Below are 20185 nucleotides of genomic sequence, written 5' to 3'. Positions count from 1 at the left end.
AATTGTGGGTGCAAAGATAAGCATAACTTCGAATTTTCAAAGCATTTTTGAAAAAAAATATTAATTCTCTTTTTTGTATTTTTGAAATTCTATAAAAATCTTTTAAATGGAAAATATTAAGTCGTACGTTCAACAACATAAAGATCGCTTTATCAATGAGTTGATCGAATTATTAAAAATTCCGTCGGTTAGTGCCGACACTGCATATTCGCAAGATGTTATCGACACAGCAGAGGCTGTAAAAGAAAGTTTATCAAAAGCAGGCTGCGATTTTGTCGAAACTTGCGACACTCCGGGTTATCCAATTATCTACGGAGAGAAAATAATCGACCCAAATTTACCTACCGTTTTAGTTTACGGACATTATGATGTTCAGCCACCAGATCCAATGGAATTATGGACATCACCACCTTTCGAACCTGTTATCAAAAAAACAGAAATTCATCCCGATGGAGCCATTTTCGCGCGTGGTGCCTGCGACGACAAAGGACAAATGTACATGCACGTAAAAGCGTTAGAATATATGGTACAAAGCAACACTTTGCCTTGTAACGTAAAATTCATGATCGAAGGAGAAGAAGAGGTTGGTTCAGCAAGTTTAGCCTGGTTTGTAGAACGCAATCAGGAAAAACTGAAAAATGACGTTATTTTAATTTCAGATACCGGAATGATTTCAAACCAACAGCCGTCAATCACGACAGGTTTAAGAGGTTTGAGTTATGTTGAGGTTGAAGTTACGGGTCCAAACCGCGACCTGCATTCAGGTTTATACGGTGGAGCAGTAGCGAACCCAATTAATATTCTGGCTAAAATGATCGCTTCATTGCACGATGAAGACAATCATATTACGATTCCGGGATTCTACGATAAAGTTGAGGAATTATCTGCTGAAGAAAGAGCTGAAATGGCAAAAGCGCCTTTCAGCTTAGAAAAATATAAAAAAGCCTTAGACTTAAATGATGTTTATGGCGAAAAAGGATATGTAACCAACGAACGCAACTCAATCCGTCCAACGTTAGACGTAAACGGAATCTGGGGTGGTTACCAGGGCGAAGGAGCAAAAACAGTTATTGCGAGCAAAGCTTTTGCTAAAATTTCAATGCGTTTGGTTCCAAATCAGGATTGGCATGAAATCACAGAACTTTTCACTAAACATTTCACAAGCATTGCTCCGGCTGGAGTTACGGTAAAAGTAACGCCGCATCACGGAGGTCAGGGTTATGTAACGCCAATTGACAGCATTGGATATCAGGCAGCCAATAAAGCATACACAGAAACGTTTGGAGTTCCTGCAATTCCGGTTCGTTCAGGAGGTAGTATTCCAATCGTAGCTTTGTTCGAAAAAGAACTAAAAAGCAAAACGATCTTAATGGGATTCGGTTTAGATTCTGATGCGATTCACTCGCCAAACGAGCATTTCGGAATCTTCAATTACTTAAAAGGAATCGAAACTATTCCGTTGTTTTACAAGTATTTTGTGGAATTAAGTAAGTAAGAATTTGCCACGAAGGCGCTAAGACGCTAAGTTTTAAATAATATAAAATCCGTTCAGAAATGAGCGGATTTTTTTATGGGCGTTGCTTCCGGCCGGGCTTTCGGCTATATCTTTTATTCTGTTCCACTTCATAAAAGGATACCGCCTCAAATATATTCACTGAACTCAATGACAAATAAAATTTAGTGAAGTAATCCCTAACACGCACTCAGGGAGGCTGAGGTTCTTGAATTCTAAGCTAAAAAAACCTCAGAACCTTAGCAACTTAGCCCCTTAGAACCTTTTTTTTTAAAAAACTTGCACATTAAAATTTTATCTCTACATTTGTAGAGCAACATCTATAAGTGTAGAGTAAAAATATTCAAATGCAGAAACTTTTCATACTATTATTTTGTGGAATTGTGCTTTTAAGCTGTAAAAGCAAACCCATCAATCAGAAGATCGATCACAAAAAAGAGGGTGTTTGGATTGACGACTATACGCAGGATAATGTCAGGTACAAATCGTTTGAATATTACAAACACGATGAACCGGTAAAAAAGTGGAAATCCTACATTGGAGGAAAAATCTACAAAACAGAGAAATACAAAAACGGAATATGTACGGTTAAATATTATTATGAAAACGGAAAAGTTCAATCAACAGGAAAAACCAAAATGGAAAGTAACTCAAAAGAAACACATTGGTTTTACTTCGGAGATTGGAAATTCTATTCGGATAAAGGAAAATTAACCGAAATCAAAAAGTATAATAACGGCGAATTAATCTCGGAACAAAAAATAAAATAAACCACTAAACGATTTAAATTTATGAAAAAACTAATTGCTTTCTTTTTTATTGCAATGAATGTTGGATTGATGCAGTCTCAAACTTATAAGGAATTTGTTGCAAAAGGTGATGATTCTTATAAAGCGAAAGATTATAAAGGATCTGTTGCCTATTATGAAAAGGCATTTAAAATGGAACATAACTCGTCTTCAGATTTATATAATGGTGCGTGCGCTGCAGCTTTAAACAATGATGATGAGAAAGCTTTTAAGTGGCTGGATTTAGCAATTGATAAAGGTTATGAAGATATTGCCCACATAAAAATAGATAATGATTTAGAATCGCTCCACAATAAGAAAGAATGGACAAAGACAATAGATAAGCTTCAGAAGAATATGGATATTTTGAGTGCTAATTATGATAAGCCTCTTCAAAAAGAACTTTTGGATATTTATACAGAGGATCAGGGTATTCGTGGAGATTATATGAAAATTTATAAAGCACCTAACGCTGATAAAAAGAAAATCGACAGCATTGGTAAATTAATGGGCAAAAAAGACAGCATCAATCTGATCAGGGTAATGAAGATTTTAGATGAAAGAGGCTGGGTTGGAAAAGATGTTGTGGGATCACAGGCCAATCAAACTTTGTTTTATGTTATTCAGCATTCTGATTTAAAATACCAACAAAAGTATTTACCAATGATGAGAGATGCTGTTAAAAACGGGAATGCAAAAGCAGGTTCTTTGGCCTTACTTGAAGATAGAGTTGCCCTGAGAGAAGGTAAAAAACAAATTTACGGAAGTCAGGTTTCCAATCATCCAATTACTAAGATACCGTTTGTTTCTCCGCTTGAAGATCCTGATAATGTTGATAAAAGAAGAGCTTCTGTAGGGTTAGGGACAATGTCGGATTATCTTAAATATTGGAATGCTACATGGGATGTGGAAGCGTATAAAAAAGAACTTCCGGAACTTGAAAAACTATTAAATCAGAAAAAGCAAAAATAAAAAGCTAAAAAAATCTTAGCAACTCAGTATCTTAGAATCTTAGAACCTCAAAAAAAATGCAATTATCAAACTCAGAAGAGCAATTAATGGAACATCTTTGGAAGCTTGAAAAAGCCTTTATGAAAGATTTGCTTGAAGCGTATCCGGAACCAAAGCCCGCGACCACAACCGTTGCAACGCTTTTAAAAAGAATGATCGACAAGAAATTTGTTGCCTACAATGAATTCGGAAATTCTCGTGAATATTATCCGCTGGTTAAAAAAACAGCTTATTTCTCCAAACACGTAAACGGATTAATTAGTAGTTTCTTTAATAACTCAGCGTCGCAATTTGCTTCTTTTTTTACCACCGAAACTAATTTATCCACTTCGGAATTAGAAGAGCTCAAAAAAATAATCGATTCAGAAATTAAAAAGAAGAAAAAATGATAACATATCTTTTAAAATCAGGTTTGCTGCTTGTTATATTTTACGCAGTATATAAATTGGCTTTAGAAAATGAGAAAATGTTTCGCTTTAATCGTGTTTATTTAATTGGAAGTTTGATTTTTAGCTTCGTAATTCCATTGCAGTTGTTTTCAATTAAGCCTCTTTTCTCAACGCCAATTAGTGTCGTTCAGCTTGACGGAATCGTAATTCAAACCAATGAGAAGGTTTCAGATCAAATAAATTATTATCAGATTTTGATCTACACTTTAGGAATCATTTACACTTTAGTGGCGATCGTTTTGATTTTTCGTTTTATAAAGAATTTGTATTCTTTTTATAAAAACATCAAATACAATCAAATTCAAATTGTAAACGATCAAAAAATTGTTTTGGTTAAAGAATCCATTTTGCCACACTCATTTTGGAACGCCATTTTTATTAATAATGATGAGTTTGAAAACGGCAAAATTCCATCTGAATTAATTGTACATGAGCAGGCGCATATAAAACAAAAACATTCTCTGGATATCCTTTTTATAGAGATTTTACAGATTATATTCTGGTTTAATCCCCTAATAATTTTATTTAAAAAAGCCATAAAACTCAATCATGAATTCTTGGCAGATCAGGCTGTAAACGAACAATTTGAATCGGTTTCAACTTATCAGAGCCTGCTGCTTGATATTGCTTACAACAAAACAAACATCGCTCTGGCGAGTAACATCAATTATTTAATAACAAAAAAACGTTTTCTTATGATGACTAAAGAAGAATCTCCGCTTAAAATTATCCTGAAAGTTTTTACTGTAGGAATTGTTAGTGTTTTAATGCTTTTTATTTTTAGCACTGATGCCGTTGCACAGGAAGTTTCAAAAATAGAAAATAAATCTAAAGATTTCCGGATGACTACTGATGTTGATGTTAAGCCTGAGTTTCCGGGCGGAATTGTGGAGTTTTATAAGTTTGTTGGACAAAATTATAGAATACCGGAAGAGCTTTCAAAAAATAAAACAAATGGCAAAGTTTACCTTCAATTTATGATTGAGAAAGATGGTTCGTTAAGCGAAATTACTATTTTGAGAGATAAATTAGGATATGGTGCCGGGGAAGAAGCAGTTCGTGTTTTGAAACTTTCTCCAAAATGGATTCCGGCTTCTGACAAAGGAAAACCAGTACGCGTTATGTACAGTCTGCCAATTACAATTCAGCCAAGTAAATAGGTTTTTGAGAAAAGGGCTGAGGTTCAAAGGGACAAAGGTTTAATGGGGATAAACCTTTGTCTCTTTGTCGCTCTGAAGCTTTGTCCCTTCAAAAAAAATCCGCTTCTGGAACTTGAAGCGGATAAAATTAAAAACTAAAAAAAAATTCTCAAAAAAAAGTAATCAGAACTAAAACAGGTCCGGATTATATCCAAAGTAAGGCATGGTTTGCTCATTAAAAACGACACCATACTCTTCTAATTCTTTTAAAATAGGCAGATAAACTTCTTTTTTAATAGGAAGCTGTACGCCTGGAGTTGTGATTTTTCCATTCAAAATCAATAAAGTCGCCATAGCAACCGGAAGTCCGACTGTTTTTGCCATAGCAGTATACGTTTGATCGTCTCCAATACAAACCATTTTCGAATCGATTTGCGATTTCTCACCATACAATTCATAACCGAATTTATGGTACATCACAATCATATCTTTATCGTCTGGCGCTAAAGTCCAGCTGTCAGATAATATTTTTTCTAATATTTGAGCAGGAGTAGCATTTGGTAAATTCACTTTTTTGTCCGGATTGAATAAATCCAGTTCCAAAAGTTTATCCCACATGATATCGTCCTGATCAATTTTTAAGATCAATCGGGTTTTAATTTCAACAGAATCGGTTGGATGATACGGTAAGAATGAGTTTGTAAATTGACGGTAACTCATGTTTTCAGAATCTTCCATAATATAGCTGTCATCTGTCATTCCGAGTTGCACAAACATATTCCATGCTTTCGAAAATCCAACTCTTCTAATCGTTCCGCGATATAAAGTCAGGATATCATCTAAACCATAAATAGAACGATATTTAAGCGAATCACGGTTGGAATAGGCTTCAAATTTATCGTAACCCTCTACTTCAAGAAATTCAGTTCTGCGAAATAAAGTTCCGTACGGAATGTATTTATAAGTACCTTCCTGAATAAATTTCGCTGCGCCACCCTGACCCGCCAATACTACATTTCTTGGTGCCCAGGTAAATTTGTAATTCCACAAATTATTGTCTGATTCGGGAGCAACCAAGCCGCCACAAAACGATTCAAAAAGCAGCATATTACCACCTTTCGATCTAATTTCGTCAATAACCTTCATGGCACTCATATGATCAATTCCAGGATCAAGGCCAATTTCATTCATGAAAATCAAATTGTTCTTTTTGGCTTCCTCATCAAGTGCCTGCATAGCATCACTTATATAAGAAGCTGTGACAAGATGTTTTTTGAATTGAAGGCAATCTTTTGCAATTTCTATATGTAAATGAGCCGGTAACATCGAAATTACGATAGACGCTTTTTCTATTGCAGCTTTTCTTTCATCGGCATCAAATATGTTTAAAGCAATTGGAGTAGCATTGGGATGTTTTTCTGTCTTTTTTTCGGCTAGGGCCAATGATAGATCAGCTACAATAAGATGTAGGTTTTCACTTTCTGACTTTGATAGTAAATAACGTATCAAGGATGATGCTGATCTTCCAGCTCCGATAATTAAAATGCTTCTCATGTTTTTAAATATGTAACACAAATATATTAATTTGTTACAAATATAACAATTGAATTGGTTTAAAAAAATGAAATGTATTTTATTTCAGATAAAACTTTAAAGAATTCCTTTTCTCAAAAAAAGATTGTAGAAAGTAAAAAGCTTTTTGAATACTTTGAAGTATTTTTGCCTTAAAATTAAAAGTATTAGAAAATTATGAAAAGAAGAATTATACTGACTGGTGCATTTATAGGTATGTTGGCTATTATTTTAGGGGCTTTTGGAGCACATCTTCTTAAAAAATACTTATCAGTAGAGCAATTGGTTACTTTCGAGACCGGAGTTCGTTATCAGATGTATCATGCTCTCTTTTTGCTTTTTCTTTCAACCCAAAAAGAGTTTACTCCAAAAGTGTTAAAAACAATCTATAATTTAACGGTTGCAGGTGTAATTTTGTTTAGTGGTTCGATCTATTTATTAGCTACAAAAAACCTTACATTATTCGATTCTAAAATTATCGTATTCGCAACACCTTTGGGCGGATTTTTATTAATTCTCGCTTGGTTGGCATTATTTGTTAGTATTTTGAAGCAAAAATCATAAAATACAGAATAAAAAATTCTATCTAAAAATTAATCTTTAATTTTGTCTCATAAATAACATAAAACTTTGCTTCTGTGAATTTTTATTCTTTTTTATCGGTATCGGTAAAAAATATAACAATTCAATATCTTAAATATAAGTGATTAAAAATCAGGAGTAAAAAATGTTTTCAGTTAAAAAATAAATATACACAACTACAAATTTATGGACACTAACACACTTTTCTCGCAATCGATTTCGTTAAAGGAATTAGGAATTGAAAATGCAAAAGTTCACTATCAATTATCTGCAGATGAACTGCATGCTATTACAGTGCAATCAGGACAAGGTGTCGAAAACTCTACAGGAGCATTGGCGATCAATACAGGCGAGTTTACAGGACGTTCTCCACAAGATCGTTTTATCGTAAAAGATAGTATTACTGAAGATAAGGTTTGGTGGGGAAATGTAAATATTCCGTTTTCATCAGAAGCTTTCGAAAAATTATATAATAAAGTAACACAGTTTTTATCAAATAAAGAAGTATTTGTACGTGACTCATACGTTTGTGCAGATGCTAATTACAGATTAAATGTTCGTGTAGTAACAGAAACGGCCTGGTCTAATTTGTTCTGTTACAATATGTTTTTAAGACCAGAAGAGTCTGAATTAGCCAACTTTACTCCGGAATGGACTGTAATTTGTGCACCAAGTTTTATGGCAGATCCTGCTGTAGACGGAACACGTCAGTCTAATTTCGCTATTTTAGATTTTACTAAGAAAGTAGCGCTTATTGGCGGAACAGGATATACAGGAGAAATGAAAAAAGGTATTTTCTCTGCCTTGAATTTCATTTTACCCGTTTTCGAAAATACATTGCCAATGCACTGTAGTGCGAATGTTGGTGAAGCGGGAGATACTGCCATTTTCTTCGGATTATCAGGAACAGGAAAAACTACTTTATCTGCAGATCCTGCACGTAAGTTAATTGGTGATGACGAACACGGATGGACTGCTGAAAATACAGTATTTAACTTTGAAGGTGGTTGTTATGCTAAAGTAATCAACTTGTCAGAAGAAAATGAACCGGACATTTTTAGAGCAATCAAAAAAGGAGCGCTTTTAGAAAATGTGGTTTTCAAAGCCGGAACAAACGAAGTGGATTATGATGATGTTTCAATCACTCAAAATACACGTGTAAGTTACCCAATAACGCATATTGATAATATTCAGCCAGGTTCTATTGGCCACAATCCAAAAAATATATTTTTCTTAACGGCAGATTCTTTCGGAATTTTGCCTCCAATCTCAAAATTGACTCCAGGTCAGGCTGCTTACCATTTTATTTCTGGATATACTGCAAAAGTTGCCGGAACTGAAGCGGGTGTAACAGAACCACAACCTAACTTTTCAGCTTGTTTTGGAGCGCCATTCATGCCTTTGCACCCAACACGTTATGCCGAAATGCTAACTAAAAAAATGAAAGATGCAGACGTAAAAGTTTGGTTGATCAACACGGGTTGGACAGGTGGACCTTACGGAACAGGAAGCCGTATGAAATTAAAATACACTCGTGCCATGATTACCGCTGCATTAAACGGAGAATTGGATAACGTAGAATTTAAAAATCATGCTGTGTTTGGAATTGCAAAACCACAATCTTGTCCTAATGTTCCGGAAGAGATTTTGAATCCGAGAAACACTTGGGAAGACAAAGATTTATATGATAAAAAAGCAATCGAATTGGCTCAGAAATTCAAAGCTAATTTTGCGAAATTTGAAGAATTTGCAAATGAAGAAATCTTGGCCGGAGCGCCAAAAACTGAATAAGGAAAATTACTAATTCAAACTAAAAAAAGCTGTTCGTTATGAACAGCTTTTTTGTTTGGTATTCAACCGCAGTAAAAAAAAATAAATAAAACACTGAAACCTGCGGCTGAAAAACCTAAAACATTATTTTTTAGCTGCATCAATACGTTGCTGCATCAAATCCCAGGCGTAATAATGAAACGTCATTCCGTTGCTCATGGCTACAAAAAGACCGTTTTTATATTTTCCTCCCAAATTAATACTGGTCACATCAGCGCCATCGCATTCAATTGTTGAAGTTGGAATTTCTGCCAATAAAGGATAATTATTCGGGTTGCCTTTTGCGCCTTCTCTTGGATAAACCATAAAAGTATTGGCTTGTTGGTTCGATACTAAAATGTAACCTGTAGAATCTGTTTTTTTGTAGATTGCGATTCCTTCATTATCAGCTTTAAAACCTGTTTTTCCGAATAAAGCCATTTCCTTATTGTCGTTTAAAGCAGGATCAGCTTTGTATTTTCTGATTGCGAATTGTTCATCGCAATATAAAATCGTTCCTAATTCATTGTCAACCGCAATGGCTTCGATTTCTTTCTTTCCACTGTAAGCGCCAAATTTGCGTACTACTTTTGCAGTGGCAAATTTTCCATTTCCGGAAAGTTCATATTGCCATAAATAACTTCCTGATGGTCCGGATTTTCTTCCTACAACAGCAAAAATTTTGTTATCCCCCGGGCGTGTGTACAAAGCAACTCCCATTGGATCACGTAATTCTTCGCCTTCAAAAACCGGAATTCCGCCGTTATCAATTGCTTTTAAATCGGGTAAACTAAAAATTCTGATTTTGTTGCTTTCACGTTCTGTAGTGACAGCAACATCAACTTTTTTTCCGTCGATTACTAATCCGTAAGCGATATCGACATTGTTCGGGCGTTTTAAAACTTCTGATTTACCGACAATTTTTCCATTTAAATCAAATGCGTATAAACCGCCGTCTGTGTCCTTATCGGTTCCAACAATAATACTTTTTGTCGAATCTGTAGGATGAATCCAGATGGAAGGATCATCTGTATCGTGAGGTAAAGCTTCCGTAATGGTTGTTGGTTTAACTGCGTTTGCAGCAACGGGTGCTAATTTATCATCTTTACAAGAAATGAATAAAGTACTTAAAAGTAAAAAAGCGATTATAGAATTATTTTTCATTCTGATTTTTATTTAATAAAATTAGACAGAACCGCAAAGTCCTGTCTAATTTAAGAATTTTAAAATTGGTTATTACAAGTCAAATTTCAATCCCAAATTGTAACGGGCCTGATAGTATTCAGCTTGTTTGGTGTGCGCTTCAACTCCCTGGTAGTAACGCAACGGTTGGTTCGTTAAGTTATTGGCTTCAGCAAACACGCGAAGTTGTTTTGTAATTTTAAACGAAGCGTTTGCATCTAAGAAAAACTGCTTGTCATAATAACTGTCTTTGTAAGACTCAGAACCCAATTCATCTAAATAATCAGATGTGAAATTGGTTGAAACTCTGGCTGAAAAACGTTTGTTTTCCCAAGATAATGAACCATTAAACATATGTGGAGTTGTTCCCGGAAGGCTAATATCGTTTCTTTCATTTCCATCCTCATCGGCAATTCCTTTTGCTTTTGATTTTGTGTAAGTGTAGTTCAGATAGATACCAAATCCTTTCAAAAATTTCCCAGGCAAGAAATCTAGCTGACGCTGAAATGCCACTTCAAATCCGTAAACGTCAACTTTATCTCCGTTTCTTGATTGTACAAATGACCAGTTTTCTCCAACCGGAATTGGGTTGATCTGATTTGGAAAATCATTAGCAAATTTTACACTGTCGTATTGATTATCGCTGTAATTGTAAATGAAATCATGTAATCTTTTGTAGAAAACACCACCAGAAATCAAACCAACTGATTTGAAATAATTCTCAGCCATGAAATCATAATTGTATGAATACGTTGCATTAAGATCTGGATTTCCAGCTGTAATTTCTTTATCTGCAGCAATATTGTTTACATAAGGAGCTAGTGCATAATAGTTTGGACGAGCTAAAGCTGTTGTTGCAGCCGCTCTTAAAACCAAATCTTTCGTTGCATTATATTGAAATGAAATACTTGGTAATAAATTAGTGTAAGAGTTTGTAGTATTGATTTCACTTTCTAATTCCTCTTCATCCAAAACTCTGTTTCCTGTATAATCGATATGTGTATTCTCTAAACGGAAACCTAAAACCATTGAAAGTTTGTCATTAAAATCCTGATCCCATCGTACGTAAGCCGCATAGATATTTTCTTTAGCATTGTAATTAACTGCTAAATATTCTGCCGGATTTGCCTCTTTATCAAACAAAGCTGGATTATTCAAATCTAAACTTCCTAAGAAACCAGCTGATGCAAAAGTTCCCGGTACATATTTACTTCCCGGATTAAATCCTTTTCCGTCATAATAACTGGTTGGAACTTCAGATAATAACCCCATTCCGTCATTGATTGGCTCGTAAGAATAGAACATATTATTTCTTTCTTTTTCTTTCAAACGCAATCTAAGTCCCGTTCTAAGTCTTCCTTTTTGAGATGGAATAACGGTGAAAGGGAAACGAATATTGATTTTTGCACCAAATTCGCTCTCGCTGGTTTCATCTGTATTTTCTGTAACCGAATCAAATTCGAATTCATCTGTAGATTCACCAACAGTTGTCATTAAAGGAAATCTTGGATCAGATAAATTTTCCATCATTTCTAAACCTTTTTGACGGTATTCGATATAACGCTCTTGCGGACGATATTCTCTCGCTTTTGCATAATTCGCAGACCAGTCTAAGTCTAATTTTGAGTTAATCAAATGTTCTCCACGAATCGAATAATTCTGAACGCGCTGATCTTCTAATCTTCTGTTTTTGTTTCTGTCGTTGTCAACCCCACCTTTTGTCTGGCGTTTTACACGACCTTCAAAACCAATAATTTCTTCTCCATTGTAAAGAGGTTCAATATCATCATAAGTAGTTCTGAAACGGTTTTCCCTATCATCTCGCCAGTTATAAATAGCATTGGCAAAAATGGTATTGTTTTCGTCAAATTTATAATCTAACGCCACAGAACCGCTGCGACGAATACGTTGTACATCATATTTTCTAACTTCAGAAGCCTGTAAATATTCATTTCCAAAATCATCTTTTACCCATTCGTTTTCGATATTATCAGATCCGTAATCTACATTATTATATGATCCGCTGAAAACAGCACCTAATTTATTATCAAAAAAACGATTTCCGTAAACTAATCCTGCAGTGTAAGAAGCGTGCTCGCGAATTGGCAAATAACCTCCTGCTAGTGTTGCAGAAATTCTTTCTCCGTTTGGAGTTGCTCTTGTAATTAAGTTTACAGAACCTCCAATGGCATCAGCATCCATATCTGAAGTTAAGGTTTTGTTTACTTCGATAGTAGAAATCATATCAGATGGAATTAAGTCCATTTGAACGTTTCTGTTGTCTCCTTCTGCTGATGGAATTCGGTCTCCATTCAAAGTTACCGAGTTCAATGACGGAGCCAAACCTCTAATAATAATATTACGAGCCTCTCCCTGGTCATTTTGCATTGTAATACCCGGAACACGTTTTAAAGCGTCTCCAACGTTGGCATCAGGAAAACGACCCATTTGGTCAGATGAAATTACGTTTCCGATGTTTTTATTATTTTTTTGTTGATTCAGTGCTTTGGCCTGACCTTTTAAAATGTCTCCAACCACCACTTCACTTAACTCAGTTCCTGAAGTTTTAAGAGCAAAATCAAGAACATTATTTTTGCCTGCCTCTACTTTGATTTCCTGAGTTGTAGTAGTATATCCTATATATTTTACTTGTACCTGGTATGTTCCTTCATTAATATTAAGCAATTCAAAACGACCATTATAATCTGAAACAGTGTATTTGTTTTCACCCACAATTTGAATCATTGCTCCTGGTAAGGGAAGCTTGTCGTCTGCATCTAATGCTTTTCCTGAGATTATTGCTTTTTGAGCATACCCGGAGAAGGTTAATAATGCAAACATTAGTAATAAATAAAATTTTTTCATTAGTTTTTTAGTTTGATTTTGGTTGCGAAACTAGAACCTTAGTATTACTAAAAGCCTTTAAAAAAATTAACATACTGTTATGATTCGTGCGAAATAGAGAAAGTTATTAATGTTTAAATAACATTTATTTAGAACAAATTTTTTATTGTCAAGTAAAAACAAATCAACTATTTACCTCAGAATTAATTTTTTGGCGTTAAATTTGCCCTATCAATCACAATCAAAAATCATCAATCATGTTAAAACAATTTTTCATCCTTTGTTCTGGAGCCGATCGAGATCTTCTCGAAGGCTGTTCAGAAGGCGAACAAACCAAATACGTTGGTATTGGGGCCACCGTTTTTTTTACCGCAGTTATGGCTTTCCTGGCCAGTGCTTATGCGCTTTTTACTGTTTTTGATTCTATTTATCCTGCCCTTATTTTTGGATTTGTCTGGAGTTTATTGATTTTCAATTTAGACCGATTTATAGTTTCGACTATCAAAAAGAGAGACCGTTTTATGGATGAATTTCTGCAAGCGACTCCACGTATTGCATTGGCGATTATTATTGCCATCGTAATTTCGAAACCATTAGAAATTAAAATTTTTGAAAAAGAAATCAATACTGTTTTGTTGAAAGAAAAAAATGAAATGGAATTGGCCAATAAAAAGCAAGTTGGAAATTATTTCAAATCGGATTTAGATAAAAACAAAGCTGAGATTGCAGCTTTAAAGGCAGATATTCTAAAGAAAGAGAAAGAAGTAAACGCTTTATATTCGACTTACATTACAGAAGCCGAAGGAACTGCCGGAACTAAAAAACTAGGAAAGGGCCCAGTTTATAAAGAGAAACGCGAGAAACACGATGCAATTTTAAAAGAATTCGAAACCTTAAAAACAACGAACGAAGCAAAAATTGCCGAGAAAGAAAAAGCAGGCAAACAATTGCAAGCTGATTTAGATAAAAAAGTTTCGCAAACACAACCGATTATTGAAGGTTTTGATGGTTTAATGGCCAGAATTAATGCTTTGAATAAATTACCGTGGATGCCATCTTTCTTTATAATGCTATTATTTTTAGCAATTGAAACCTCTCCGATTATAGCTAAATTATTAGCTCCAAAAGGCGAATTCGATTTCAAACAAGAGGAAGCCGAAACTGCAATGAAAGCGACATTGGAACAAAATAAATACCAACGTGAATTGCTTAAGAAAACCAGTGCTCAAATGCACGACAGAGTTTATGCTGATATTGCAGAGGATAAAAGTTTATACGATCTCCAGCGTAAAAATGCAACAGAATTATTAGAATTGCAATCAAATAGTTTTGTAGAAAAACAGAAAGCGACTCTCTAAGTCATAAAGTTTGAAAGTCTCAAAAACTAAAAAGCCAGAAATAGAAATTTCTGGCTTTTTTTATATAAAGTGAATGACTTTTAAACTTTCGACTTTATGACTTTCGACTAAATTACATATAACTCAAAATCTCTTTTTTATACGCATCATATTCACCTTGCATGATCAATCCGTTATCAAGAAGTTTTTTATAATTCTGTAATTTATCAAAAAGTTCTTCTTTAGATAATTCACTTAATTTACGTTCTCCTGTTGATGCTGGAGCAGGCTGAATTGGCTCATACGTTTCATAAGATGGAGAAGGAGTAACTGCTGGCATAATTTCAGCATAATTCGTTACTTCTTCAGTTTCAACTTCTTCAGTTTCAACTTCTTCAACTGCTTCTTCTTCCACCTCTTCATATTCATATTCTGCTTCAATTGCCTCCTGAATAGGAGCTGCGGTAGAAACTGGATTTTTCAATATATCCAATTGCTCTTTAGCGTACGTATAGATTTTTCTCGCCTGAATTTTAGGAATATAATCTATTGAAACCTGAATGTCTGTTTTTGTAGAAAAAGAGAACTCTGAACCTAATATATTTTCTTTTACAAAAGTTCCTACGATTTCATCCCAGGTGTAATCTGTAAAGTCCATCGAAAGACCTAAATTTTTAGGTTTACAGATAATAATTCTTTTGTTTGTTAATACAATACTATCTGGAAAAACAGTAATTGCCGGTTTCTTTTGAACCGCGATATATCCAACTTCTTCACCTTTCATCAATAAATCATTGAGTTTTGAGGTGATTTTTTCAATCGCTTTTGGATCTTGTTCTTCGTTTAGAAATTTTTTAAATTGTTCTTTCATGTTTGATAAATTGCTAAGTAACTGAGTTGCTAAGTTTTTGACTGATGCTGCAAATGTAATGCCTAATTTTCTAATTCGATAATTTCGTTCTGAATTTTCTTTGTCAAACTTTTGAAGACCAATTCATAAGAATGATCAATAAGTTCTTTTATAAAAGCGGTCGACAAACTGCCGTTGAGAGCGATAGTATTCCAGTGTACTTTGCTCATATGAAAGCCTGGTTTTATCTCGTCATATTCGGCTCGGAGTTCCTGTGCGCGTTCCGGATCGCATTTTAAATTGGCAGAGGGTTCATTCTTTTCCCATTGTGACAAGGAAGATAAAGCAAACATTTTCCCACCCACTTTAAAAACTAAAGTGTCTTCATCAAAAGGAAAATGTTCGCTAACACCTTTTTTTGACAGACAATATTCGTAATACGTTTCTAGATTCATACTCTTTATTATTTACCAATTTCACCTAAGTGCGTGTATTTAAAACCACTTTCATATTTTAAACCGTATCCAAAAAATCGATCCATTGCCGAATGTGAAAATAAAATAATTCCGGTAAGCTGCAAAATTTCAATTTTAAAATAACAGCCTATTATATATAACAAAATCGCAATTCCACGATGATGGAATATATTGTACAAAAAAGCACCAATTTTAGTATTAAAAACATAACCAAGCATCGAAAAATCGGGCACTAAAATTAATGCCAAAAAACACCACCATTGATAATTTAAAAGACTAAATAAATAGATTCCGAGTATAAATAAACCTAATTCTTCGAGTTTGATAATTGTTTTCATAGTTTCTTCTCCATCATTTTTTCAGGATGTTCCAAAGCTTTAAAACCGAATTTCTCATATAGAAAATGAGCATCGGTTGTCGCCAATCTCCAAATTTGAATGTTTTTTAAAACGGGTTCGTTCATCATGTTTTCAATTAAAATAGACGAATATCCTTTGCCACGAAGTTCTTCGGTAATAAAGACATCCATGACATATCCAAAAACTACATAATCTGTAATGACACGTGCAAAACCAATTTGTTTATCGCCGAGATAGATTCCGAAACAAACAGAAGCATCAATAGTAGTCTGAACTTCGGCAATAGTTCGGCCTGCAGCCCAATAAATATCTTTTAGGAAGTTTTGTATGAAGGGAATATCAAGTTTGTTTTTATCGGTCGAAACGGTAATCTGATTCATTTATTTTAAAGCATTATAGGTTTAAACAATTTTTAAGGTTGTTTAGTATGTGTTACATTTTAATTTTACCGTCAATTTTTTCAACAGGTTTTGCAATAAAATTGGGTGCATCAAATCGGTAGCCACAATACAATAATCCGAAAATTTTGTCATTACTGATAACAGTAGATTTATCCTGATTATATGAACTAACACTGAAATTTAAACTGGCGCCAAAAAGTATACGGTCTGAATTATATCCCATTTTTAAGCCACCGTCAAGGTTTCTCGTGAAATAGGTGTCTTTCTCAATAGTTTCAACTCCCGAATCTATGCTTTTGTCCTTCATGAATTTTACGCCTAAAGAAGGCGATAAATGGGAAGCCACATAAAATCTTTTGTTTATAATGAAATTATAATAATATCCTGCGGCAAGACGAAGATCAAATTCTTTTTGTTTACCGTCAATATCGTCTGATTTTGAACGAATGGTATTGTAACTATAAATTAAAGACGGGACGAAACTTCCGGCACTTTTTTTCTGCCATTCTGTAAATGTGGTAATACTTTTAAGAGAGAATTTAGGATTGAAAATATAAGAGGTCGACATTCCTAATTGCAAGGTTTTAAAATCAGGAAATTGAATATACGGATCTTTTCCTTCGACCCAGGTCGGGTCAAATTCAGACATATTAGCGACATAATAGCCTTTTGTTTTACTATAATTCACCGTTTGAAGCCAGCGTCCTAAAAAGAAACGAAAATTATAATCTGAGAAAGTAGATTTTCCTTTTAAATCTTCGTCTTTATTTCCACCAAAAAATTTTGGGTAAAAACCATAACTGAAGCCTATAAATTTATAATCGACACTTAGAAATAGTTTGTAGCTATTATTGGTTTCCAGGTCAAGATTTGCGCCCTTTTTATTATTTAGAAGATAGTTGTCGCTTTGGGTGCTCAGATTTGCCCTGACCATTATTTTGTCAGGATAATAGATGAAATTAGTGGTGTCCTGAGATTTTTCGTTTTGGCTGTAAAGGGTGGAGAAATTCAGGAATAAAGAGATCAGAAAAAGACATAATCCAGTTGTATTATGATTTGTAATGCTGAAGCTTTGTTTCTTTATTGGTTTCAATTCGAAAGGATTGCTGGTTGCTGTTTATAAAACTACTAAATTATTTTGTATAAAACTGGTTTGCTTGGACTTGCATCGTTTTCAAAAGAAGCAATCTGTAAATTTAGTACATAATCTCCATCCTGAATTTCATCAGAAACAAAAATCATTTCTGTAATTGTGGCTTCAAAACGGGCGTCTTTATTTACATTATGCGTGTCTGTTACATTCCAAAACGCTTTATGAGCCAATAATTTTCCTTCGTCATGTTCTTTGTCAACGCTTGGTAAATCAATCAATAAATGCTGAATTTCGCTTTCGCGGATGAAAATTGCCGCTTCCTCAGATAAATAAGGCGGATTTGTATTCGAATATTTTCTTGATTTTTTTGCTGCCTGGTTTGGAAGTGTTCTGATAATTAAAGCCTCAATTGTCACACTGAGCGGAGTCGAAGTGCTCATTGCTTTTTGAATTTGATCTTTTGTAATGACCAAATCCTCTCCAATCCTTTCAGGTTCCACTGTAATCAATTTAGCAAAAAAGAAAAACTGTTTTAAAGCCTGATTAATGCTATAAAAATCATTTGTAATATGCCCCAGACATTCTGTATGGGTTCCATGCCCATGTGGATTAAAGAAGATATTGTTGAAATTAGTTGATGATTTTCCTTCTGAAACTTTTCCAATCCAATCACCAAAAACTACAGGTTCTATGACTGGTTTTTCAATATACCAGGCGATCGGGTTTTCGCCTGTATTGGTTAATGGAATTGAAATATCAATGGGTTTTGATAAGTCGATTTGATATTTGTTATTAAGAAGTGCTAGCATAATGGAACACGGATTTTACGGATATTCTAACGCGGATTTTACGGATTTTTTCAATCAGCGTTGCTTGCATCCGTTTTATCAGCGTTCTAATTTTTATTCTTCCAAATTTAGATAAAATAAATCTGAAGCAATTCCATCTGTCAGAAATTTTCCTTTTGAAGTTGGTTTGAGAATGTCATTTTCGATTGAAAGCAGATCATCGTTTAGGAATTTCTGACTTTGTTTTTGCAGGTAATCTAAATATTCCAAACCAAACTCTTTTTCGATTCGTTCTAATGAAACGCCCCAAATTGTTCGTAGTCCCGTCATAATATATTCGTTATAACGATCCGATTTTGACAAGATTTCAGTTTCAATTGGCAAAATATTTTCCTGAATTGATTTTAAATAAAGCGAATTATTAGCAATATTCCAGCCTCTTTTTTCTCCGTCATAACTATGTGCCGAAGGTCCGATTCCGATATATTTTTTTCCTAACCAATACGCCGAATTGTTTCTGGAGAAATAATTCTCCTTCCCGAAATTCGATAATTCGTAATGAATAAAACCATTTTTTTGAAGTGTATCGACCAAAATCATAAAATGATTCGAAGCTACTTCGTCTTGTGGTTCAGCAATTTTTCCGGTATCGATTAACTTTCTTAAAGCTGTTTTAGGTTCAACAGTCAAAGCATAACTCGAAATATGCGGAACGCCGAAACTCAAAGCAGTTTCAATATTTTGTTTCCACATTTCATCTGTCAATCCTGGAATTCCGTAAATCAAATCCAACGAGATATTGTCAAAATATTTGGTTGCTTCTTCCAAACATTTTTTGGCTTCTGCCGAATTATGAGCGCGATTCATCATTTTCAGATCTTCTTCATAAAAAGACTGAATCCCGATGCTCAATCGGTTTATTGGACTTTTGGATAATTCCAAAATTCGTTCTGAAGACAGATCATCTGGATTAGCTTCAAGGGTAATTTCCGGTTTTTCTGAAACTTTATAGTTTTTATAAACTTCGTCAATCAAAAAGTTTATTTCTTTATTTGATAATACTGAAGGAGTTCCGCCCCCAAAATAAATGGTTTCAATTTGATTGTCACTTTGAGCGGAGTCGAGAAGTTCAAATCCATTTTTTCGCATGCCGATTTCTTTAGCCAAAGCCAAAACCATTTCGTCTTTCTTTTTCATCGAAGTCGAAAAGTGAAAGTCACAATAATGACAAGCTTGCTTGCAGAATGGTATGTGAATGTAAATTCCTGACATTTTTAAATTAGATAATTTGTCAATTAGAGAACTAGATAATGATGTAGATGGTCAATATAATGGAAAAATTAGGTAATTTGAAAATTTGATAATTTAATATTCTCAATTCAAGAATTATCTAATAGGCACATTATCTCATTTCCTTACTTTGTCTTCATTTTGTTTCACAAAAGCATCCCAACCAGAATAACTTTTGCCAGCTACGATTTTTCCGGAATTAAAGAAATGACAAACTGCCGCTGCCAAACCATCGGTTGAATCGAGATTTTTGGGCAATTCTTTTAAGCCTAAAAGCTGTTGGAGCATTTTGGCAACTTGTTCTTTGCTGGCGTTTCCGTTTCCGGTAATGGCCATTTTTATCTTTTTTGGTTCGTACTCTGTAATCGGAATATCTCTGGAAAGTCCGGCGGCCATGGCAACGCCCTGTGCGCGTCCTAACTTTAACATCGACTGAACATTCTTTCCGAAGAAAGGAGCTTCGATCGCAATTTCATCAGGATGATGCGTTTCGATTAATTCGATGGTACGCTCAAAAATGATTTTTAGCTTTTGGTAATGATTATCATATTTGGACAATTGCAGTTCGTTCAACTGCAAAAACTCCATTTTTTTGTTGATGACTTTAATCAGACCAAAACCCATAATTGTGGTTCCGGGGTCAATTCCTAATATGATGCGTTCTTTTGTCAATTTTTTTGTTTCAGGTTTGATGTTTCAAGT

19 protein-coding genes are annotated in these 20185 nt (G+C 34.4%); 8 read left to right on the top strand and 11 right to left on the bottom strand.

Annotated elements, in window-relative coordinates:
- Positions 1–106: 106 nt before the first annotated feature.
- From Q7C23_RS00270 to Q7C23_RS00250, 5 genes are all read left to right on the top strand, one after another.
- Positions 107–1495 carry a dipeptidase gene (locus Q7C23_RS00270; protein ID WP_375030657.1) on the top strand — a complete coding sequence of 463 codons (1389 nt, stop codon included), beginning with the start codon at positions 107–109 and terminating at the stop codon, positions 1493–1495.
- Between the two features lie 365 nt (positions 1496–1860).
- Positions 1861–2283 (top strand): hypothetical protein, encoded by a 423-nt coding sequence (locus Q7C23_RS00265; protein WP_375030656.1) that lies wholly within the window; start codon positions 1861–1863, stop codon positions 2281–2283.
- Between the two features lie 21 nt (positions 2284–2304).
- Positions 2305–3273, top strand: coding sequence for a DUF6624 domain-containing protein (locus Q7C23_RS00260; RefSeq protein WP_375030655.1), 969 nt, complete (start codon positions 2305–2307; stop codon positions 3271–3273).
- A 56-nt stretch (positions 3274–3329) separates the two neighbouring features.
- Complete coding sequence (locus Q7C23_RS00255) at positions 3330–3701, top strand: BlaI/MecI/CopY family transcriptional regulator (protein WP_194658234.1); 372 nt, start codon at positions 3330–3332, stop codon at positions 3699–3701.
- Positions 3698–4921, top strand: a complete 1224-nt coding sequence (locus Q7C23_RS00250; RefSeq protein WP_375030654.1) for a M56 family metallopeptidase — start codon at positions 3698–3700, stop codon at positions 4919–4921. Before Q7C23_RS00255 ends, Q7C23_RS00250 begins: the two co-directional genes overlap by 4 nt.
- A gap of 168 nt (positions 4922–5089) precedes the next feature.
- Here the strand turns inward: Q7C23_RS00250 and Q7C23_RS00245 are convergent, their stop codons facing one another.
- Positions 5090–6454 carry a saccharopine dehydrogenase family protein gene (locus Q7C23_RS00245; protein WP_375030653.1) on the bottom strand — a complete coding sequence of 455 codons (1365 nt, stop codon included), beginning with the start codon at positions 6452–6454 and terminating at the stop codon, positions 5090–5092.
- A gap of 195 nt (positions 6455–6649) precedes the next feature.
- Between Q7C23_RS00245 and Q7C23_RS00240 the strand changes: the two genes are divergently transcribed.
- Both Q7C23_RS00240 and pckA read left to right on the top strand, forming a co-directional pair.
- On the top strand, positions 6650–7036 hold the full coding sequence (locus Q7C23_RS00240; RefSeq protein ID WP_375030652.1) for a DUF423 domain-containing protein: 387 nt from the start codon (positions 6650–6652) through the stop codon (positions 7034–7036).
- A 204-nt stretch (positions 7037–7240) separates the two neighbouring features.
- Entirely contained in the window at positions 7241–8845 is a 1605-nt protein-coding gene (gene pckA, locus Q7C23_RS00235) for a phosphoenolpyruvate carboxykinase (ATP) (protein WP_375030651.1), read from the top strand.
- Between the two features lie 123 nt (positions 8846–8968).
- Here the strand turns inward: pckA and Q7C23_RS00230 are convergent, their stop codons facing one another.
- Together Q7C23_RS00230 and Q7C23_RS00225 are read right to left on the bottom strand one after the other, a co-directional pair.
- Positions 8969–10027, bottom strand: coding sequence for a phytase (locus Q7C23_RS00230; RefSeq protein ID WP_375030650.1), 1059 nt, complete (start codon positions 10025–10027; stop codon positions 8969–8971).
- Between the two features lie 72 nt (positions 10028–10099).
- Positions 10100–12910: a TonB-dependent receptor gene (locus Q7C23_RS00225; RefSeq protein WP_375030649.1), complete on the bottom strand. Its 2811-nt coding sequence runs from the start codon at positions 12908–12910 to the stop codon at positions 10100–10102.
- Between the two features lie 236 nt (positions 12911–13146).
- On the opposite strand from Q7C23_RS00225, the gene Q7C23_RS00220 reads away from it, so the two are divergent.
- Positions 13147–14247, top strand: a complete 1101-nt coding sequence (locus Q7C23_RS00220) for a DUF4407 domain-containing protein (RefSeq protein ID WP_375030648.1) — start codon at positions 13147–13149, stop codon at positions 14245–14247.
- A 112-nt stretch (positions 14248–14359) separates the two neighbouring features.
- Here Q7C23_RS00220 and Q7C23_RS00215 read toward each other — a convergent pair whose 3' ends face one another.
- From Q7C23_RS00215 to ruvC, 8 genes are all read right to left on the bottom strand, one after another.
- Positions 14360–15097, bottom strand: a complete 738-nt coding sequence (locus Q7C23_RS00215; protein WP_375030647.1) for a PH domain-containing protein — start codon at positions 15095–15097, stop codon at positions 14360–14362.
- 62 nt (positions 15098–15159) lie between these two features.
- Positions 15160–15531 (bottom strand): MmcQ/YjbR family DNA-binding protein, encoded by a 372-nt coding sequence (locus Q7C23_RS00210; RefSeq protein WP_375030646.1) that lies wholly within the window; start codon positions 15529–15531, stop codon positions 15160–15162.
- Positions 15532–15539: 8 nt separating this feature from the next.
- Positions 15540–15890, bottom strand: coding sequence for a DUF4260 domain-containing protein (locus Q7C23_RS00205; RefSeq protein WP_375030645.1), 351 nt, complete (start codon positions 15888–15890; stop codon positions 15540–15542).
- Positions 15887–16291, bottom strand: coding sequence for a GNAT family N-acetyltransferase (locus tag Q7C23_RS00200; protein ID WP_375030644.1), 405 nt, complete (start codon positions 16289–16291; stop codon positions 15887–15889). Before Q7C23_RS00200 ends, Q7C23_RS00205 begins: the two co-directional genes overlap by 4 nt.
- Before the next feature lie 52 nt (positions 16292–16343).
- Positions 16344–17405 (bottom strand): DUF4421 family protein, encoded by a 1062-nt coding sequence (locus Q7C23_RS00195; RefSeq protein WP_375030643.1) that lies wholly within the window; start codon positions 17403–17405, stop codon positions 16344–16346.
- 35 nt (positions 17406–17440) lie between these two features.
- Positions 17441–18214: a cyclase family protein gene (locus Q7C23_RS00190; protein WP_375030642.1), complete on the bottom strand. Its 774-nt coding sequence runs from the start codon at positions 18212–18214 to the stop codon at positions 17441–17443.
- 93 nt (positions 18215–18307) lie between these two features.
- A complete protein-coding gene (gene hemW, locus Q7C23_RS00185; protein WP_375030641.1) occupies positions 18308–19465 on the bottom strand; it encodes a radical SAM family heme chaperone HemW in 1158 nt (385 codons plus the stop codon).
- Between the two features lie 135 nt (positions 19466–19600).
- Positions 19601–20155 (bottom strand): crossover junction endodeoxyribonuclease RuvC, encoded by a 555-nt coding sequence (gene ruvC / locus Q7C23_RS00180; protein WP_026982724.1) that lies wholly within the window; start codon positions 20153–20155, stop codon positions 19601–19603.
- Between the last annotated feature and the right edge of the window lie 30 nt (positions 20156–20185).

Origin of the sequence: Flavobacterium sp. LAR06, from assembly GCF_041946075.1 — a bacterium.
Classification (GTDB): Bacteria; Bacteroidota; Bacteroidia; order Flavobacteriales; family Flavobacteriaceae; genus Flavobacterium.
This window is presented reverse-complemented; position numbering and strand designations above follow the sequence as displayed.

Coding starts and splice junctions, on each gene's coding strand:
- Q7C23_RS00270 (WP_375030657.1), top strand. CDS start 107: ATGGAAAATATTAAGTCGTACGTTCAACAACATAAAGATCGCTTTATC.
- Q7C23_RS00265 (WP_375030656.1), top strand. CDS start 1,861: ATGCAGAAACTTTTCATACTATTATTTTGTGGAATTGTGCTTTTAAGC.
- Q7C23_RS00260 (WP_375030655.1), top strand. CDS start 2,305: ATGAAAAAACTAATTGCTTTCTTTTTTATTGCAATGAATGTTGGATTG.
- Q7C23_RS00255 (WP_194658234.1), top strand. CDS start 3,330: ATGCAATTATCAAACTCAGAAGAGCAATTAATGGAACATCTTTGGAAG.
- Q7C23_RS00250 (WP_375030654.1), top strand. CDS start 3,698: ATGATAACATATCTTTTAAAATCAGGTTTGCTGCTTGTTATATTTTAC.
- Q7C23_RS00245 (WP_375030653.1), bottom strand. CDS start 6,454: ATGAGAAGCATTTTAATTATCGGAGCTGGAAGATCAGCATCATCCTTG.
- Q7C23_RS00240 (WP_375030652.1), top strand. CDS start 6,650: ATGAAAAGAAGAATTATACTGACTGGTGCATTTATAGGTATGTTGGCT.
- pckA (WP_375030651.1), top strand. CDS start 7,241: ATGGACACTAACACACTTTTCTCGCAATCGATTTCGTTAAAGGAATTA.
- Q7C23_RS00230 (WP_375030650.1), bottom strand. CDS start 10,027: ATGAAAAATAATTCTATAATCGCTTTTTTACTTTTAAGTACTTTATTC.
- Q7C23_RS00225 (WP_375030649.1), bottom strand. CDS start 12,910: ATGAAAAAATTTTATTTATTACTAATGTTTGCATTATTAACCTTCTCC.
- Q7C23_RS00220 (WP_375030648.1), top strand. CDS start 13,147: ATGTTAAAACAATTTTTCATCCTTTGTTCTGGAGCCGATCGAGATCTT.
- Q7C23_RS00215 (WP_375030647.1), bottom strand. CDS start 15,097: ATGAAAGAACAATTTAAAAAATTTCTAAACGAAGAACAAGATCCAAAA.
- Q7C23_RS00210 (WP_375030646.1), bottom strand. CDS start 15,531: ATGAATCTAGAAACGTATTACGAATATTGTCTGTCAAAAAAAGGTGTT.
- Q7C23_RS00205 (WP_375030645.1), bottom strand. CDS start 15,890: ATGAAAACAATTATCAAACTCGAAGAATTAGGTTTATTTATACTCGGA.
- Q7C23_RS00200 (WP_375030644.1), bottom strand. CDS start 16,291: ATGAATCAGATTACCGTTTCGACCGATAAAAACAAACTTGATATTCCC.
- Q7C23_RS00190 (WP_375030642.1), bottom strand. CDS start 18,214: ATGCTAGCACTTCTTAATAACAAATATCAAATCGACTTATCAAAACCC.
- hemW (WP_375030641.1), bottom strand. CDS start 19,465: ATGTCAGGAATTTACATTCACATACCATTCTGCAAGCAAGCTTGTCAT.